Annotated in this window: 16 protein-coding genes; 11 read left to right on the top strand and 5 right to left on the bottom strand. The window is 54.1% G+C overall.

The window, feature by feature from the left end:
* The first annotated feature begins 49 nt into the window (after positions 1 to 49).
* The 3 genes from mobB to moaE are packed head-to-tail and all read left to right on the top strand — an operon-like array spanning position 50 to position 1874.
* A complete protein-coding gene (mobB, locus tag Q3Y66_RS10745; RefSeq protein ID WP_008956233.1) occupies positions 50 to 613 on the top strand; it encodes a molybdopterin-guanine dinucleotide biosynthesis protein B in 564 nt (187 codons plus the stop codon).
* A gap of 5 nt (positions 614 to 618) precedes the next feature.
* Entirely contained in the window at positions 619 to 1416 is a 798-nt protein-coding gene (gene moaC / locus Q3Y66_RS10740; RefSeq protein ID WP_008956234.1) for a cyclic pyranopterin monophosphate synthase MoaC, read from the top strand.
* A 2-nt stretch (positions 1417 to 1418) separates the two neighbouring features.
* Positions 1419 to 1874: a molybdopterin synthase catalytic subunit MoaE gene (gene moaE / locus Q3Y66_RS10735; protein ID WP_008956235.1), complete on the top strand. Its 456-nt coding sequence runs from the start codon at positions 1419 to 1421 to the stop codon at positions 1872 to 1874.
* A gap of 36 nt (positions 1875 to 1910) precedes the next feature.
* Here the strand turns inward: moaE and Q3Y66_RS10730 are convergent, their stop codons facing one another.
* Complete coding sequence (locus Q3Y66_RS10730; RefSeq protein WP_008956236.1) at positions 1911 to 3521, bottom strand: ribonuclease J; 1611 nt, start codon at positions 3519 to 3521, stop codon at positions 1911 to 1913.
* A 230-nt stretch (positions 3522 to 3751) separates the two neighbouring features.
* Here Q3Y66_RS10730 and purU point away from each other — a divergent pair, with 230 nt between their 5' ends.
* Together purU and Q3Y66_RS10720 are read left to right on the top strand one after the other, a co-directional pair.
* Complete coding sequence (purU, locus tag Q3Y66_RS10725; protein WP_008956237.1) at positions 3752 to 4606, top strand: formyltetrahydrofolate deformylase; 855 nt, start codon at positions 3752 to 3754, stop codon at positions 4604 to 4606.
* Positions 4607 to 4629: 23 nt separating this feature from the next.
* Positions 4630 to 5301: an energy-coupling factor ABC transporter permease gene (locus Q3Y66_RS10720; RefSeq protein WP_008956238.1), complete on the top strand. Its 672-nt coding sequence runs from the start codon at positions 4630 to 4632 to the stop codon at positions 5299 to 5301.
* Positions 5302 to 5310: 9 nt separating this feature from the next.
* Here the strand turns inward: Q3Y66_RS10720 and lexA are convergent, their stop codons facing one another.
* Positions 5311 to 5991 (bottom strand): transcriptional repressor LexA, encoded by a 681-nt coding sequence (lexA, locus tag Q3Y66_RS10715; RefSeq protein ID WP_008956239.1) that lies wholly within the window; start codon positions 5989 to 5991, stop codon positions 5311 to 5313.
* Positions 5992 to 6258: 267 nt separating this feature from the next.
* Between lexA and Q3Y66_RS10710 the strand changes: the two genes are divergently transcribed.
* The 4 genes from Q3Y66_RS10710 (at position 6259) to Q3Y66_RS10695 (ending at position 9173) form a co-directional block, all read left to right on the top strand.
* Positions 6259 to 6936 carry a TetR/AcrR family transcriptional regulator gene (locus Q3Y66_RS10710; protein ID WP_008956240.1) on the top strand — a complete coding sequence of 226 codons (678 nt, stop codon included), beginning with the start codon at positions 6259 to 6261 and terminating at the stop codon, positions 6934 to 6936.
* Positions 6914 to 7450: a L,D-transpeptidase gene (locus tag Q3Y66_RS10705; protein ID WP_008956241.1), complete on the top strand. Its 537-nt coding sequence runs from the start codon at positions 6914 to 6916 to the stop codon at positions 7448 to 7450. Before Q3Y66_RS10710 ends, Q3Y66_RS10705 begins: the two co-directional genes overlap by 23 nt.
* Before the next feature lie 64 nt (positions 7451 to 7514).
* Positions 7515 to 8546 (top strand): beta-N-acetylhexosaminidase, encoded by a 1032-nt coding sequence (nagZ, locus tag Q3Y66_RS10700; RefSeq protein ID WP_008956242.1) that lies wholly within the window; start codon positions 7515 to 7517, stop codon positions 8544 to 8546.
* A 48-nt stretch (positions 8547 to 8594) separates the two neighbouring features.
* Positions 8595 to 9173 (top strand): hypoxanthine-guanine phosphoribosyltransferase, encoded by a 579-nt coding sequence (locus Q3Y66_RS10695; protein WP_007114399.1) that lies wholly within the window; start codon positions 8595 to 8597, stop codon positions 9171 to 9173.
* A gap of 23 nt (positions 9174 to 9196) precedes the next feature.
* Here the strand turns inward: Q3Y66_RS10695 and Q3Y66_RS10690 are convergent, their stop codons facing one another.
* Complete coding sequence (locus Q3Y66_RS10690) at positions 9197 to 10030, bottom strand: pyruvate, water dikinase regulatory protein (RefSeq protein WP_008956243.1); 834 nt, start codon at positions 10028 to 10030, stop codon at positions 9197 to 9199.
* A gap of 271 nt (positions 10031 to 10301) precedes the next feature.
* Between Q3Y66_RS10690 and ppsA the strand changes: the two genes are divergently transcribed.
* Entirely contained in the window at positions 10302 to 12677 is a 2376-nt protein-coding gene (ppsA, locus tag Q3Y66_RS10685; protein WP_008956244.1) for a phosphoenolpyruvate synthase, read from the top strand.
* A 115-nt stretch (positions 12678 to 12792) separates the two neighbouring features.
* Positions 12793 to 14583, top strand: a complete 1791-nt coding sequence (gene ggt, locus Q3Y66_RS10680) for a gamma-glutamyltransferase (protein ID WP_008956245.1) — start codon at positions 12793 to 12795, stop codon at positions 14581 to 14583.
* Positions 14584 to 14588: 5 nt separating this feature from the next.
* On the opposite strand, the gene Q3Y66_RS10675 is transcribed toward ggt, so the two are convergent.
* Together Q3Y66_RS10675 and rraA are read right to left on the bottom strand one after the other, a co-directional pair.
* On the bottom strand, positions 14589 to 16532 hold the full coding sequence (locus tag Q3Y66_RS10675; RefSeq protein WP_008956246.1) for a glycerophosphodiester phosphodiesterase family protein: 1944 nt from the start codon (positions 16530 to 16532) through the stop codon (positions 14589 to 14591).
* Between the two features lie 39 nt (positions 16533 to 16571).
* Complete coding sequence (gene rraA, locus Q3Y66_RS10670; RefSeq protein ID WP_008956247.1) at positions 16572 to 17066, bottom strand: ribonuclease E activity regulator RraA; 495 nt, start codon at positions 17064 to 17066, stop codon at positions 16572 to 16574.
* Positions 17067 to 17161: the final 95 nt, after the last annotated feature.

Raw genomic sequence — 17161 nt, 5'->3', positions numbered from 1 at the left:
CTTTAACGCTGTGAGCATCGTATGAGTGGCAAGTAGGAGGGTAGGCTGTATGAGTAACGAACTAACCGCATCCTTCCCCATTCTAGGGATTGCTGCCTGGAGCGGTACCGGCAAAACGACGCTGTTAGAGAAGCTGCTGCCTCTATTAGCTGCGCACGGTTTGAAAGTAGCCGTGATTAAACATGCTCACCACTCGTTTGAAGTAGACCAGCCTGGAAAGGATAGCTATAAACTGCGCAGTGCGGGCGCGGCGCCTGTACTAGTCGCTTCACGGCAACGATTTGCACTGATGCAGGAAACGCCCGACCAGGAAGAGCCCGATTTAGCCGAGTTAATAACCATGATGGTGCCGCACCATCCCGACTTAGTGATTGTCGAAGGCTTTAAAGCCTGGCCGATCCCTAAGCTGGTGCTTTATCGCGATGGCGTGGGTGACTCGGCCATTTTAACTGACCCATGGGTCGAGGCGGTTGCATTAAGCGCGCCATCGCCTATTGATTTAACTTCTTGCGTAGCGCAGTTAAATCTTGATGATAGCGACGCAATCGCGCGCTGGATAGTGACCTGGATAAACGCAAAAAAGCAAACCGTGGCTTCAAAAAAGGAAAGGTGACCAACATGCATCTAACCCACCTCAACACCCGGGGCGAAGCCAACATGGTGGATGTCGGCGATAAACAAGAAACGCGCCGCGAAGCCGTCGCCTCGGGGCGCATTGTAATGCTGCCTGAAACGCTGACGTTGCTCAGCGAGGGGGGATTACCGAAAGGAGATGTCCTGGCCACCGCCCGTATCGCGGGTATTCAGGCGGCAAAACGCACCCATGAATTGATTCCGCTCTGCCATGCCTTGGCGCTATCAAAGGTGTCGGTTGAATTCGAGATCGACATGGCCGAGTCCTGTGTGCATGTAACGTCGCTGTGTCGTTTAAATGGTCGCACCGGTGTTGAGATGGAAGCGCTGACGGCCGTTTCAGTCGCCTGCTTAACCCTCTACGATATGTGCAAAGCGGTCGATAAGGGCATGCGTATTGACGCGATCCAGCTCGATAGCAAGCAGGGCGGCCAACGCGGGGATTATCAGCGTGTGAATAGGCAGTCGCCTATCGTGACGGGCGAAGGCACGTCAGGAGAAGTAAGCCTGGGTGAGCGCTGTCCCTCCCCCTGTGTGCGGGTTAAATTTCTGGCTGAACTGCGCGAGCGGGTAGGTGAAAGCGAGGCGACTGTCGGGCTGGACCAGCTTGCTAGTCGCGATATCAGTGGTTTAAAAGCAGCGCTGGCCGAGCGCGATGATCGGTTTAAATTGCTTACTGATCAGCGTACGTTATGCGCCATTAATCAGGTAATGGCAAACGATGATGCGCTAGTGACCGATGATGACGAAGTGGCGTTTTTCCCACCGGTCACAGGGGGGTAACGGTGGATATTAAGGTAGCGGTGCAAGCAGCGCCATTCTCAATGGACTACGGCTATAGCGATGCATTAGCCGGGCGCAGCAATATTGGCGCGGTGGTGAGCTTTACCGGACTGGTGCGTGATTTCAATGAAACGCCCGATGTGACGGGGTTAACACTGGAACATTACCCCGGTATGACCGAGCGCACGCTAACGGAGATTGGCGAGCAGGCTTGGCAGCGTTGGTCGCTACAAGCGGTGCGGATAATTCATCGCGTCGGTTACCTGGGCCCTGGCGACCCCATCGTGAGAGTGCTAGTGGCTAGCGCCCACCGCCGGGAGGCGTTTGAAGCCTGCGATTTTATTATGGATTTTTTAAAAACCCAGGCGCCTTTCTGGAAGAAAGAGCACTCCACTCAGGGAGAATATTGGGTCAAAGAACGCCACTCTGATCAAGAAGACGCGGCACGCTGGGAGTGAGTTTGCCACGTCTTGCTACTCCGCAATGATGCACCACTAACGATTGGCAGCATTGTCTAGGGTGATGGCCTCTGGCATTTCGGCGGCCATAATCTGAAGATGCACATCGGGCAGGTGCTGCATATGCTCCGCCAGCCAGTGTACCAAGCGAGGCTGCAGTGCTTGGCGAAGGTCGGCCAGTGTGTCGGCGGCAATCTCATCAAGCTGATCATCCAGCCAATCACTAAAGCTATCTTCATCCAGCGGGCTGGCACCCGTCGCATCCAGCATCAAACGTCCAATGCGCGCCCAGCCCGTATCAGTCGCGGTCACTGGTAGTGCTAGGTACAAACTGCCACGACGTGCCGTACTGGCGTCTTTTACTTCCAACCCTGGGTGAGGAACCACACTGTTTTGACTGACGATGCAGGGCGGCTGGGGATAGCGTGCCTCGCAGCGCAGCCCTTGGTTATCAAAGCTGATTAAATCGCCATTAACTGGCGACAAAGGTGCGCTAATCCCTAATTGACTGGCAATTGCCTGATGCGCCTGCTGATGCCTTGCTTCGCCGTGGACGGGCATCAGATGCTTCGGCTTAATCCATTGATAGAGTTTGATTAGCTCATCATGCGCGGGGTGCCCAGTAGCATGTAACTCGGGATGGTTGATTTCGTCGTAAATACGAACACCTAACTGCGCTAAACGTTTTTTTAGCTGTTCAATAGGGCGTTCGTTGCCTGGAATGGCCTTAGCCGAGAAGATGACATTATCGCCGGGCTGAAGATCAACAAAGGGATGGCGGCCCTGAGCAAGGCGCTGAAGCGCGGCACGCGCCTCACCCTGGCTACCGGTGGCGATAATGACCACTTCATCCGGGGGGAGATAACCCAGGTCGTGATTGGGTACCAGCGGCGGTAAGTCATCCATATAGCCAAGCCCACGCGCAACGCTAACCATTCGCTCCATTGAGCGCCCCATTAAGCTGATGCGACGGCCACACTGATGCGCTGCGCGCCCGATAGCCAATACCCGCGCAAGGTTACTGGCAAAACAAGAGACAACTACACGGCCCTGGCAGTTAGCGAGGGTTTTTACCAATGCTCTCGCCACATCACCTTCACTGCCGGAGTGGCCTGGCATGGGGGCGTTGGTGGAATCGCCGACCACTAAATCGACCGGGGCCAGCGCTCTAAACTGTGCCGCGCTCACCGGAGAGCCGATAAGCGGCTCAGGATCAAGTTTCCAGTCACCGGTATGTAAAACACGATAGCCACCAGCCATTATCATGATGGCACAGCTTTCAGGTATTGAATGCGTCAACGGCAAGTAGCGTAGCGTAAACGGCCCGCTTTCAAGTGCCTCACCTGGTTCGATGACATGAATAGCAGCGCTGCTAAGTTGATGTTCAGCAAATTTAAGACGTAACAGCCCCGCGGCTAATGGCGTGGCATAAATAGGACAATTCCACATCGGCCAGAGCCAAGCGACGGCACCTATATGGTCTTCATGGCCGTGGGTAATAAATAGTGCTTTCGGGACTATCCCTAATGCTTTTGGTGTATCAAGATTAGGCACTTGTAGCGGTGAGTTGGGGAGATCCTGGCGAATCATCATGCCGCAGTCGACGACAATCCAGTGATCGTCGTAGCCGTAGAGCGTTAGATTCATACCAATCTCACCGCATCCCCCCAGCGGCAACATGCGCAGCGGAGGACGACGACGGGGACGAATTTGAACGCGTGAAGAGTGCATCAGTTATGAAAAGCCTAAAAAGTAGTGACTCAACTATACGGGAAGGCAGGGGCGGCTAACAATCATCCTTGGCCTTCCGATACACTATGCAACCTAAGCCGTTGGTTTGTCATAATTACCTTAGAAATAGGTCAAGAGTCGCTCACATGTCCCATTATTATCGTTTAGTTGTGTCCTGCCCTGATCGGGTAGGTATTGTGGCCCGAGTATCGAGCTTTATTGCTAAGCAAGGGGGGTCTATCACTGAAGCAAGCCAGCACTCCGATTTAGAAACGGGCTGTTTTTTTATGCGTTACGAAATCTTGGCGGATTCAGTGGGGATGTCGGTGGAGGCGCTACGTGCAGCGTTCGAGCCGGTGGCGATCGAATTTGATATGCAGTGGTCATTGGTGGATACACAGCAGCGCCGCCGGGTGGTGTTGATGGTCTCTAGAGAGTCACACTGCTTGGTAGATTTGCTTTATCGCTGGCAGGCGGGTGAGTTGGATTGCGATATTGTCGGCGTCATTTCCAACCATGACGATATGCGTTCATTGACCGAGTGGTACGGCATTCCTTATCACTATGTGCCAGTAGACCCCGATAACAAGCAAGTGTCGTTTGCCAAGGTGCAAGCAGAAATCGATAGTGCGCGTGCTGATTGCGTTGTGTTGGCGCGTTATATGCAAATTCTGCCGCCTGACCTGTGCGCACGCTATGCAGGGCGGGTAATTAATATACATCACAGTTTTTTACCCTCTTTCGCTGGGGCGAAGCCCTACCACCAGGCATATCAGCGGGGTGTGAAGCTGATTGGCGCCACCTGCCACTACGTCACCGAGGAACTCGACGCGGGCCCGATTATCGAACAGGATATTCATCGCGTTAGCCACTGCCATACCCCAACCGATTTAGTCCGCTTTGGGCGTGATGTTGAAAAAGCCGTTCTCGCACGCGGTTTACGCTGGCATCTTGAGGATCGTGTTTTAGTGCATGGCAACAAGACCGTGGTATTTAGCTAACGCTCGTAAAGTGAGAAGCCGCTATGTCGTTCGCACAAACTGTACTGGCGCCCTGGGCGCTGATATTCACCTCGCTACTCTCGTTAGGCGTAGTGGTGTGGGCTCTTTGGCGGCGGCCCTGGAAAGCGCTACTGGAAGACAATGCCCTTCAGCACCGTTGGTTAGGCGCAACGCTGGCAGTGGTGCTGATGTGGCAGCTACGCGCTCAGGCGGTCGACTGGCTAACGCTGCATCTCGTCTTTACGGTATTGATGACACTCGTGTTTAAAGCGCCACTAGCGCTGCTCAGCAATGTACTCATCAATGTGGCAATGGTGGTTATCGGCCGCAATGAGTGGACGCTGCTGGGCGCGAATGTACTGGTAACGGGCATTGTTCCGGCTGCCATTATTGGCACAGTGTGGCGGCTGGTAGATCGCCGCCTGCCGGATAACCTGATGGTTTTTCTATTTGCCTGCGGATTTTTTGGGGCGGCGTTGGCAACATTAGGGGCAGGGCTGGCTGCCGTGCTGCTGATTATCGTGGCAGGCACAGACCCTAACGCTATCTATCTTGCTCAGGAGTATGCACGCTTCTTACCTCTACTAATGCCTTCAGAGGCGTTTATTACCGGGATGCTGCTGAGTATTTTGCTGGTCTATCATCCTAATTGGGTGGCCACCTTTAATGACCACCGCTATATCGACATGCAGTAGCGACGGTGGTTAGCCCAGTGCTTGACCATTACCGCCACGAATAACGCCAACGCCGACACCTTCGATATCGAGTGACTGTGAACGCAGGTCGATTTCAATGGGCGCAAAGTCTGCATTTTCCGCAAATAGCGTTACTTGGTGGCCCTGGCGTTTGAAGCGCTTGACGGTTACCTCATCATCTAGGCGCGCGACTACAATCTGGCCATCGCGCACCCGCTCGGTACGGTGAACTGCCAATAAATCACCTTCTAAAATACCAATATCCTTCATCGAAAGGCCTCGCACACGCAGCAAATAATCGGCTTTAGGAGTGAAGTACTCGGCTGGCAGAGGGCAGTAACGGTCAATATGCTCAGCAGCTAGGATAGGGCTCCCGGCGGCTACTTCGCCAATCACCGGTAGGCCAGCAGGCGAGGCTTCAATATTGGCAGCGGGCAACGCGCTTACGGTGCTTTCTACTACCTCTTGGGGCTCTTGATTAGGTAGGCGAATACCGCGTGACGTATTGCGAATAATGCGAATAGCGCCTTTACGCTCTAGCGCGCGCAGGTGCTCTTCCGCTGCGTTAGGTGAACGGAAACCCAGCGCTTTCGCAATTTCAGCACGGGTCGGAGGGTAGCCAAATTCGCCCATGGTCTTAACAATAAAATCAAATACGTGCTGTTGGCGAGCGGTTAGCGGACGCGACATACCAGACTCCAATAATAGTGAATAGACAGTAACAAAATAAATGTCGACTTAATCGATAAGTGGTTAAGTATACAGTATGTTCCTCTGTCCAGTATATGTCTTGTCAACCCCTATCTAGAAAGGCCCCGAATTTTTCCTAATCGTTTTAAACTAAGCTTCTACTGATATAGGCAGCCATATTTCATCAGAAAATCAAGCGTTGAGCCCACCAACGTTATGGCATAGTATTTTGCTATGTTTTAAACACTCGTTTCCCCGGAGAGCGGCATGGCTCAATCTGATACGGTAACTCGAATACTCGACACCGCGGAAGTGCTGTTTGCTGAGCGAGGTTTTGCTGAAACATCGCTGCGCAACATCACTAGCAAAGCGCGCGTCAATTTAGCGGCGGTGAATTACCATTTTGGTTCCAAAAAAGCCTTAATTCAGGCCGTGTTTTCACGCTATCTGGACCCGTTTACCCAGCGTTTTCATACCGCGCTTGATGAGCTTGAAGCCCAGCATGCAGGGCGCGTTATTCCGTTGGAAACGCTACTCGAAACAATGGCGACTACCGTGCTGGCAGTGCCTGCCGAGCGCAACAGTTTAAAGGTGTTTATGCGCTTGCTGGGCCTGGCCTATAGCCAAGCGCAGGGGCACCTTAGGCGTCATATTCAGCAAGAGTATGGTGATGTGTTTACCCGCTTCACCGAGCTAGTGCGTCAAGCAACGCCCGACTTGCCTGACGCGGAACGCTTTTGGCGGCTACACTTTATGCTTGGTACGGTGATTTTTACGCTTTCAGGCCTTGATGCACTGCGCGATATCGCTGAAAAGGATTATCACGAGCAGGTCACCGTGCGGGATTTGGTTAGGCGGTTGCGCCCGGTAGTGGTGGCTGCCATGAATGCACCGTTGCCCCCAGCACTTGAAGAAGGAAAATATGCGAACGCCCAAGCTCGCTGAGCTTCCCCCTGTAGAGGACATCTGGTTGGAAATCGATACCACCCAGCAGCAGCTACGCTGTTGGCGAGGGCCGAAGGTGTTGCATGAGTGTGAGATATCGTCTGGCCTCGCGGGCATTGGTGAGCACAATGGTAGTGGCAAAACACCCCATGGTTGGCACTATATAAGAGCCGCGATTGGCAGCGGGATGCCTGATAATGCGGTATTCCGTGGTCGTCGCTGGACGGGTGAGGAATTTTCTCCTGCGCTAGCTGAAGCATATCCGAAGCGGGATTGGATTTTGACCCGCATCCTGTGGCTATGCGGATTAGAAAAAGGCGTGAACCGTGGTGGACAGGTCGATTCACAGCGTCGCTATATTTATCTTCATGGTACGCCACCTGATCAGCCCATGGGCGTTGCTGCATCCCACGGATGTATTCGTTTACGCAATAGTGATTTGCTCTATATCTTTTCGTTAGCGTTACCAGGTACCCCCGTTTGGTTGCACGGCGGTCGTCAGTCGTTTGACTAATCCGTTTTGACACCGCTAGACGATCGTCTAGAATCACCGCCTCTTTTTTAATGGACCTATCACGATGACTCAACCGTTAGGCCCGGTCATGCTCGACCTTGAAGGCCCGAAATTAACGGCCGCAGAAAAGCGCTTGCTGCTAGAACCGTCGGTAGGGGGGGTTATTCTGTTTGCCCGCAATGTCGAGAACGGCTATCAAGTACGCCAACTCTGCAGCGATATTCGACGTGTGCGTGCGGACTTATTGCTTGCTGTTGATCAAGAGGGTGGCCGCGTTCAGCGCATTAAAGAGGGGATGACGCGCCTTCCCGCCATGGCTCGCATTGGGGAGTGTTATAGCGCCAATCCCGATGACGGTCTTGCGCTCGCAAAAGATGCTGGCTGGCTATTGGGCATGGAAATGGCTGCCTGCGGTTTGGATCTTAGCTTTGCTCCGGTACTGGATGTCGAAAGCGGCGTCTCAAGTGTTATTGGTGACCGAAGTTTTAGCCGCGATCCGCAGCATGTGGCTCAGCTTGGCAGCGCCTTTATTCAAGGGCTCCATGATGCTGGTATGGCCGCTGTCGGGAAACACTTCCCCGGTCACGGCGGCGTCGCGGCAGACTCTCACGTTGCGCTGCCGGTGGATGACCGCCCGCTAGAGGTGATTAAACAACGCGACCTGGTGCCCTTTGCCCATTTAGCCGCGCCGTTAGACGGCGTGATGCCAGCGCATGTGATTTACAGTGCTTTCGATCCGCGTCCTGCCGGGTTCTCCCCTCATTGGTTGGGCATGCTGCGTGAATCGTTGGGCTTCAAAGGCTGCATCTTTTCTGATGATTTAAGTATGGCGGGCGCCCACGAGGCGGGTGGGCCCAAACAGCGAGCCCAGGCAGCGCTAGCGGCGGGTTGCGATATGTTGCTGGTGTGCAATGATCGCACCGCGGCACTTGAGGTGATTGAAGCCTGCCGGGGTATTGAAACCAAGCGTCCCGCCAAACTGCGCTACAGCCGTGCACGGCCTGATATTGATGCCCTAAGTGCGTTGGGCCGATGGCGTCGTACCCACGCTAAGTTGGAAGCATTGGCTGATAAACCGAAACCCAATGCTGTGTAAATTCACACGACTCATGTAATTGAAGCTTTTAACCCGCCTGGAGTTTAGATGTCAAAGTTGGATAAAGAAGCCTTAGAGTCATTGGACTCAATGCGTGAATTGATGGATAACGCCGACTGCCTTATTTCTCAGCAAGAGGTAGAGCGGGCACTTGATCGTATGGCGGAAGCGATCACGCGAGATTTAGGCGACAAGCTGCCGGTCTTTTACTGCGTTATGAATGGCGGCTTAATCACTACAGGGCATTTGCTAACCCGGCTGGGCTTTCCGCTTGAAGTGGATTACTTACATGCCACTCGATACCGCAATGAGCTGCGCGGCGGTGAGCTGTTTTGGCGTGTGTCTCCTGAGGTGCCGATGGCGGGGCGCCATGTGGTGATTGTTGACGACATCTTGGACGAAGGCGCCACGCTAGCCGCCATTTTGGCTTACTGCGAAGAAGCTCAGGCAGCCAGTGTAACGACGGCTGTACTGGTGGATAAACAGCACAACCGCAAAGCGGTGCCCGGTTTAAAGGCCGACTACTGCAGCTTGGAAGTCGCCGACCGTTATGTGTTTGGTTTTGGGATGGATTACAAAGGCTACTGGCGAAACGCGCCGGGAATTTTTGCCCCAAAAGGAATGTAAGTTAGCCGCAGGATGATGGATCGTTAGCGGGGCGAAAAGCGCCTCGCTAAGCCCGTTTCCGCAATCATCCGCGTTGATATCTCTTCTACCGAGAAGCGCGTCGCATCAATAAAGGGAATGTGCATGGTGCGATAAAGCGACTCCGCTTGTTCTACTTCTTGAAGACACTGGTCAATAGAGCTGTAACGGCTATTCGGCCGCCGCTCATTACGGATCGCTGATAAACGCCGCGCATCAATGGTTAACCCAAACAGTTTTTGACGATGGGGCGCGAGCGCCTTGGGCAGTTTTAACATGCCATCTTCGTCTAAATCATCCTCCGTCAGCGGATAGTTGGCCGCTCGAATACCAAACTGGAGTGCTAGATAGAGAGAGGTAGGGGTTTTGCCGCATCGTGAGACGCCGACCAGGATAATATCGGCTTTATCGTATTGATGAGTGCGTGCTCCGTCATCATTATCCAGCGCAAAGTGCACTGAGTGAATCCGGTCCATATAGACGTCATCGCTACCAATTGAGTGCGTGCGCCCAACGCTATAGGAAGAGTGAGTATTGAGTTCCTGTTCCAATGGCTCTAGGAAGGTTGAAAAAATATCGACCTTGAAGCCGGATGCTTGCCGAATGACGTTGCGAATTTGTTGATCAACGATGGTGTCAATGATGATCGGGCGATGCCCGTCGCGGCTGGCTGTCGCTTCGATAATGGCTGCTAGCGCCTGAGCTTTTTCCAGCGTATCGATATAAGGCTTGGTTTGCATATCGATCTCAACATCGCTGAACTGGGCCAGCAGGCTGCGCCCTAAGCTTTCTGCTGTGATCCCGGTGCCATCAGAGATAAAAAAAGCCGTACGTTTCATAGTGACATCCACTGGTAAGTAACTGCGCTATTGTGTGCTGAGCCGTTTGCTAGAGCAACTCGCGATGCGAACTGAGGAGGTAGGTGAAGTGACTGACTACACAAATGACCTAAAAACCCTTCATGTTGTAAAAATCCTCCATTCCCTTCGCTATTAGACCAATGGCGAATATAGTAGCGCGGTGCTAGGGTGTCTCAATCAATAATCCATGATCCTACGTCTAAACGGCAATATTAGTGATCGTGTCGATGTCTATGAGCGAGGGGGTTACGTGGAAGAGTACATTCTGTGGTTCGATCAACTGGGCATGTCAGACGTCGAACGCGTGGGTGGTAAAAACGCCTCACTAGGTGAAATGATTTCCAATCTGTCCGGTGTTGGCGTAACGGTGCCTGGCGGGTTTGCCACTACCGCTCATGCCTACCGCGAGTTTCTCTCCCACGAAGGCCTTAACGAGCGCATTAATGCCACGCTTGCGCGCTTGGATGTGGACGATGTTAAAGCGCTCGCCGAGGCGGGCCGCACTATTCGCCAATGGATTATTGATACGCCGTTGCCGCCTAGCTTTGAGACAGCCCTTCGCGACGCTTACGGACAGCTCCAGCAACAGCATCCTCAGTTAAAAGTGGCTGTACGCAGCTCTGCTACCGCTGAAGATTTACCCGATGCTTCCTTCGCGGGTCAGCAGGAAACTTTTCTCAATATTGAAGGTTTCGACAATATTAAGCGTGCCGTGCACGAAGTATTTGCCTCGCTGTTTAACGACCGCGCTATCTCCTACCGCGTCCACCGTGGCTACGCCCATGAAAATGTTGCTTTGTCGGCCGGTGTGCAGAAAATGGTGCGCTCTGAGATCGGTGCGTCGGGCGTTATGTTTACCTTGGATACCGAGTCTGGCTTCCGCGATGCGGTTTTCGTTACTGGCTCCTGGGGCTTAGGCGAAACTGTCGTGCAGGGCGCAGTCAATCCCGATGAGTTCTACGTGCATAAACCGACCCTGGCGGCGGGCCGCCCGGCAGTGCTGCGCCGTAACTTGGGCTCCAAGTTGATCAAGATGATTTACGGCCAGGATGCCAGCGCCGGTAAATCCGTTGAAACCGTCGATGTGCCCCATCAGGATCGCGGTCGCTTCTGTATTAATGATCAACAGGTGATGGAGCTGGCTCGTCAGGCCATGACGATCGAGCAGCACTACCAGCGCCCTATGGATATTGAGTGGGCACTAGATGGTGATGATGGTGAGCTGTATATCGTTCAGGCGCGTCCTGAAACGGTCGTTTCCCAGCAGGAAGGCGGCAAGCTTGAACGTTTTCAGCTGCGCGAAAAAGGCCGCACATTAATCACCGGCAGGGCGATTGGACAGCGTATTGGCCGCGGTACCGTCAAAGTGGTGCTCAGCCCTGACGATATGGACAAGATCCATGATGGCGATATTCTGGTCACCGATATGACTGACCCGGATTGGGAGCCAATTATGAAACGCGCTTCCGCCATCGTCACCAATCGTGGCGGGCGCACTTGCCATGCTGCCATTATTGCCCGTGAATTGGGTATTCCCGCGGTAGTGGGGTGCGGCGACGCGACGACTCAGCTCAAAGAGGGCATCGACGTTACGGTTTCGTGTGCGGAAGGCGACACCGGCAATGTCTACGAAGGGCTGCTGGAGTTTGACTGCAAAGTCTCCAGTGTTGACGCCATGCCGGAAATCCCCTTCAAGATCATGATGAATGTGGGCAATCCCGATCGCGCCTTCGGCTTCGCCAGCCTCCCACACGCGGGTGTAGGCTTGGCGCGTCTCGAATTTATTATTAACCGCATGATCGGCGTTCACCCTAAAGCGCTATTGGAGTACGACACGCTGCCAGTGGATCTACAGCAGGTGATCGATTTACGGACGGCCGGTTATGCCGACCCCGTCAGTTTTTACGTCGATAAACTGGTTGAGGGGATCTCGACGCTGGCAGCAGCGTTCCACCCGCAGCGTGTGATCGTGCGGCTGTCAGACTTCAAGTCTAACGAATACGAAAACCTGATTGGCGGTAAGCTCTATGAGCCGGGGGAAGAGAACCCGATGCTAGGTTTTCGGGGGGCGTCGCGCTACATTTCTGAAGCGTTCCGGCCCTGCTTTGAACTTGAATGCCGTGCCCTGAAGCGGGTGCGTGAAGAGATGGGGTTCGAGAATGTGGAGATCATGGTGCCCTTCGTGCGTACCACCGACGAAGCGCGAGAGGTGGTAGAGCTGTTGGCCGCCAACGGTTTGGAGCGAGGCGGTCCGACAGGCTTGAAAGTGATTATGATGTGCGAACTGCCAGCTAACGCCCTGCTAGCCGATGAGTTCCTTGAGTACTTTGATGGGTTCTCTATCGGCTCTAACGATTTAACGCAGTTAACATTGGGGTTAGATCGTGATTCGGGCATCGTTGCACATCTGTTTGATGAGCGTAATGGGGCGGTTAAAAAGCTACTTGCGATGGCGATTCAGGCGTGTAAAGCGAAGGGGAAATACGTCGGCATTTGTGGCCAGGGGCCGTCAGATCATCCCGATTTGGCGAAGTGGTTGATGGAACAGGGCATCGACTCCGTATCACTCAATCCTGATGCGGTTCTGGAAACTTGGTTTATGCTCGCAGGCCAAAAAATTGAATAAGTTTGTTTGCTAAAACATTCAGTTTACGCCCGGACATTGAGCCGGGCGTTGCTGTTTTTATAGACTACTCTTTTATGTGTGTTTTTTTATTTAACTTGTCGCGGAGAGCGCTGAAATGTTCACAAAATCAGCTAAGTTTGCGCTACCTGTGCTGCTGGTAACGCCGTTTTATAGTTGGGGGTTTAGCTACGAGACACCCTCCATTTCTCCTGAAAGTGAGTCTGGCTATGAAGAGAAGCCAGGCTGGGAGGCTGAGTCGTTTGCGGTGGCGGCAGCCAACCCGCTCGCAACCGATGCTGGTTATCAAGTATTGAAAGCCGGTGGTAACGCTATTGATGCGGCCATTGCAGTGCAAATGGTACTGAATTTGGTAGAGCCTCAATCCAGCGGTATCGGTGGCGGTGCTTTTCTAATGCATTACGATGGCAGCGAAGTGCGCGCCTATGATGGCCGTGAAACCGCACCGCAGGGAGTAAATGGCGAGCTGTTTTTGCAGAATGGCGAGCCGCTTGCGTTTAACGACGCGGTGGTTAGCGGCCTTTCTGTCGGTGTGCCGGGTACGCTGCGTATGCTTGAAAAAGCCCATGCAGAGCATGGCGAGCTAGCCTGGGAAGAATTGTTTACACCGGCTATTACCCTGGCCGAAGAAGGCTTTGCTGTGAGCAATCGGTTGCATACCAGCCTGACGAGTGACGAGTTTCTGCGCCAAGATCCGTTAGCCAGCCAGTTTTATTACGATAGCGAAGGTGAGGCTATCGCGGTTGGTGAAACACTCAAAAATCCGGCCTTGGCAGAGGTACTACGTCGCGTAGCAACCCAAGGCAGCGCTGCCTTGCACGAAGGTTCTGTAGCGGAAGATATCGTTGAGCGGGTTCAGAATCACCCTGAGCGTCCTGGTAGTTTGACGGTTGACGATATGCGTGGCTACGAGGCGCTTGACCGCGAACCTTTATGCACCCCTTGGCAGCAGTGGGAAGTATGCGGTTTTCCGCCTCCCTCGTCGGGCCATCTCACCGTGATGCAGATCTTGGGCATGCTCGACCAACAGCCGCTGCTTGAAGCCCCGTTCGATGACGGCGCTCCAAGCAGCGGGTGGTTGCACCAGTTTCTGGAAGCCTCGCGGCTCGCTTTTGCCGACCGCGGTCGTTATATCGCCGACCCGGACTTTGTCGAAGCACCGGGGGGCGATTGGACATTGATGTTGGCCCCTGACTACCTTGAGCAACGCAGTGAGCTCATTGAAGAGATGAGCATGGGCGACAGCGCTGAACCGGGCAATCCCGGCGAGCTTGCCGTTAGTTGGGCCAGCCAGCCCGATCAGCCCGAGTATGGCACTAGCCATATCAGTATTGTAGATGAGGAGGGCAACGCGGTGGCCATGACGACTACCATTGAACAGGCGTTCGGTTCGCGCATTCTCTCGGATGGCGGAACAGGCCTAGCGGGTGGTTTCCTGCTCAATAATGAGCTCACCGACTTTTCATTTGCCCCTGAAGTAGACGGCGATCCTGTGGCGAACCGAGTCGAGCCAGGCAAGCGCCCGCGTTCCAGCATGAGCCCTACGCTGGTATTCGATCAAGAAAGCGGTGAGTTAGTGGCCAGCTTGGGTTCACCGGGTGGTGCGGCGATCATTCATTATACGGCCCGCACCCTAGTCGCGCTGCGTGACTGGGGGCTGAGTGCTCAGGAAGCGCTCAATCTACCCCACGCCATTACGTTGGGCGGCGATGTTTACGTCGAAGAGGGGCGTTTTCCTGAGGAAACTATTGAGTCACTCCGCGAGCGCGGCCACACGGTCAGCGAACGGGAGTTGACCAGCGGGCTACAGGCCATTCGTCGGCTTAACGATGGCACGCTGTATGGCGGCGCTGACCCACGGCGTGAAGGCGTGGTGATGGGCGATTAGGAGCGCTACTGACGAAGCCAGTTGCGCAGTTTCACCAGCATTAGCGCCCCGTCGCTTAATTCGCGGCGAATCTGAATAAGCTCTGTTAAACGATCTGGGTAGTCGGTGATGATGGCATCGACGCCCAGGTCAATCAGCGTCGACATCCTAGCGCGGTCGTTAACCGTCCAGGCGTGTATTTCGTAGCCGTACAGCCGTGACAGGCGAACTTCTCCTTCCGTGATGCGGTTATGGCGTAGGCCTAATGCATCAAAACCACGACGATTGAGCGTCCCGGGCAGAATGAGCTGCGCCAACAAAGTAACGCGCAGTTCTGGCGCCCGGGCATTAATATGCTCAAGTAGTGAGGGCGACATGGTCGCCATCCGCATATCCAACAGCGCATTGGGGAAGCCGCAGGCGGTATAACCATCAAAGGCGCTTTGTTGGGTTGCCCAGCAGCGGTAACGAATGTCGCTCTCGGCATTTAAGGTATCAATAACGGCATCGGCTAACGCTTGCTCTTGACCCGGCAGAGGCTTGATATCAATCATCAACCCCGCTTTTCCGCGAACTCTTTCGAGCGCTTCGTCCAAGCCAGGAATGTTCTCGCCTTGAAACGCATCCCCAAACCAACTGCCCACATCGAACTGGCTAAGTTGGTGTCTGGTAAGCTCGCTAAACTCACGGCTGTCGCCAGTTAGCCTCGCCATGCTGCGGTCATGATAGAGCATTACCTGCTGGTCACTGCTCAAGCGTACGTCAATTTCGATATAGTCAGCACCATCAATCAGTGACTGCTCTAATGCAGAGAGGGTGTTTTCAGGAGCCACCATGGAGCTCCCACGGTGGGCTATCACTGCGACGTTGTCACGAATTTCGAAGCTATTCAGAATCCACCACGCTTGAAGGCCGGCAAAAACAAGCACGCTGAGCTCAACCGCCCAGGCAAGGCGCCCTGCGTTCGTATCTTCCGGTGGGGCCGCCGGGCGTGGTTCTTGATGCGCCAGCTGCATGTACAAGCAGGCAGAAAGGAGGGCGTTAGTGGCAATACCCAAAAAGGTAATGGTTAGCGTAATCAGCACATAGCCCAACAGGTACGCCAGCATCGCCGGTATGAGTACGGCGTTATGCTCAGGCAGCCACCACAGCAAGGGTGTAAATAGCCGGTCGAATAGCAGAGTGATCAGCAGCGGCAGGCTGATGATGATAAGTAGCAAGAGCAGAACCGCTGCACCAATCGAGCGGCGCCAGCCGCGCGTTAGGCTAACGCTACGCTTCAGTGCCCGCCAGGGGGTGCATCTTTCCAGGGCTACTAAGGGTAGTGCGAGCAGCCAGCGCAGATAGAGCCATGAGGCCGCCCATATCCAGGCAATGATCAGGGGGAGGGCGCAGCCAATGAAGTACCACAGTGCAGGAGGGCGCACACGCTGAAGATAGTAAGGGTCTATGCCGCTCAGCCAGAAGTCGTAAAGCCATGTGAGGCCGACCATAAAGGGCGCGAGCAATAATAAGTGTGTGCCTACTTGAAGTATGACAAGACCCGCCAGGGCGTGCAGCCGACGAGTGCTCAGCCAGAGTGCTTCAAGGGCGAGCCGGTAATGGTTATCGCGCGGTCTGACGGCTACCTGCAGCATGCCTGCCTGCTGCCAGTAAATAATCAGAAAAGCGAACCCAAGCCCTATCAGCATGCCTATCAATCCCAGCGGGCTAAAGAGCAGTGCGATCAATTCATCGTTGGTGACGACGGTGCGGTTGAGTTGGGCCAGCAGCCCACGCGTCACCCAGGTGATCGCTGGCAGCAGTAATGCTGAGGCGAGCAGGGTAAAAAACAGGTGGTAGGCGATCAGAGGGCGAAGATGATCGCGCAGCGTGCGCAGTAAGGCAGAGCCAAGGTAGGTCAAAGGCTGCATCGTCACTAAACGGTAAGAATGATTCACCAGGGTGGCAGTAAGCACCACGCCTGGCAAGTGGACTGTTACCAACCCTTTGGGTGGTAAAAGAAATAGCTAGGAGAGTGGCAGCTCTTGCGCAGCAACAATAATGCCGTTGTTATCTGCATATAACCATTGGCCGGGCTGAAGGGTGACGCCTGCAAAGGTCACGTCAATATCACGCTGACCTTCACCACGCTTTTCACTCTTGCGCGGATGGCTTCCCAATGCCTGAACGCCAATCGGCAGGGTGGCGAGTATATCCACATCGCGCACACAGCCGTACATAACAACACCTGCCCAGCCGTTGGCGACGGCCTGCTCTGCCAGCATATCACCCAGCATGGCGCAGCGATGCGAACCGCCTGCATCGACCACCAGTACCGCGCCATTACCTGGCTCGGCGACCGCCTGCTTAACCATGGAGTTATCTTCAAAGCATTTAATGGTGCTAATAGGACCATAAAAGGCCTCAAGACCGCCAAAGTTAACAAACAGCGGGTCTAGCACGGCGACTTCTGGGTGCGCATCACAAAGATCGGGTGTCACAATTTGCGTTGAGTTCGTCATCACACGCTCCTAATGGTAGAGGCTGTTGATATTAAACCGGTGTCCAAAGGCAGGGCAAAAAAAACGCCCCGCCCTGAAGTACAGTGGCGGGGCGT

Origin of the sequence: Halomonas sp. HAL1 (assembly GCF_030544485.1) — a bacterium.
GTDB lineage: Bacteria > Pseudomonadota > Gammaproteobacteria > Pseudomonadales > Halomonadaceae > Vreelandella > Vreelandella arctica.
This window is presented reverse-complemented; position numbering and strand designations above follow the sequence as displayed.

Excerpts from the sequence above, each read along its gene's own strand:
- ggt (WP_008956245.1), top strand. The coding sequence starts at position 12,793 with ATGTTCACAAAATCAGCTAAGTTTGCGCTACCTGTGCTGCTGGTAACG.
- mobB (WP_008956233.1), top strand. The coding sequence starts at position 50 with ATGAGTAACGAACTAACCGCATCCTTCCCCATTCTAGGGATTGCTGCC.
- moaC (WP_008956234.1), top strand. The coding sequence starts at position 619 with ATGCATCTAACCCACCTCAACACCCGGGGCGAAGCCAACATGGTGGAT.
- Q3Y66_RS10720 (WP_008956238.1), top strand. The coding sequence starts at position 4,630 with ATGTCGTTCGCACAAACTGTACTGGCGCCCTGGGCGCTGATATTCACC.
- rraA (WP_008956247.1), bottom strand. The coding sequence starts at position 17,066 with ATGACGAACTCAACGCAAATTGTGACACCCGATCTTTGTGATGCGCAC.
- Q3Y66_RS10730 (WP_008956236.1), bottom strand. The coding sequence starts at position 3,521 with ATGAATCTAACGCTCTACGGCTACGACGATCACTGGATTGTCGTCGAC.
- Q3Y66_RS10695 (WP_007114399.1), top strand. The coding sequence starts at position 8,595 with ATGTCAAAGTTGGATAAAGAAGCCTTAGAGTCATTGGACTCAATGCGT.
- Q3Y66_RS10690 (WP_008956243.1), bottom strand. The coding sequence starts at position 10,030 with ATGAAACGTACGGCTTTTTTTATCTCTGATGGCACCGGGATCACAGCA.
- lexA (WP_008956239.1), bottom strand. The coding sequence starts at position 5,991 with ATGTCGCGTCCGCTAACCGCTCGCCAACAGCACGTATTTGATTTTATT.
- purU (WP_008956237.1), top strand. The coding sequence starts at position 3,752 with ATGTCCCATTATTATCGTTTAGTTGTGTCCTGCCCTGATCGGGTAGGT.
- Q3Y66_RS10710 (WP_008956240.1), top strand. The coding sequence starts at position 6,259 with ATGGCTCAATCTGATACGGTAACTCGAATACTCGACACCGCGGAAGTG.
- nagZ (WP_008956242.1), top strand. The coding sequence starts at position 7,515 with ATGACTCAACCGTTAGGCCCGGTCATGCTCGACCTTGAAGGCCCGAAA.
- Q3Y66_RS10705 (WP_008956241.1), top strand. The coding sequence starts at position 6,914 with ATGCGAACGCCCAAGCTCGCTGAGCTTCCCCCTGTAGAGGACATCTGG.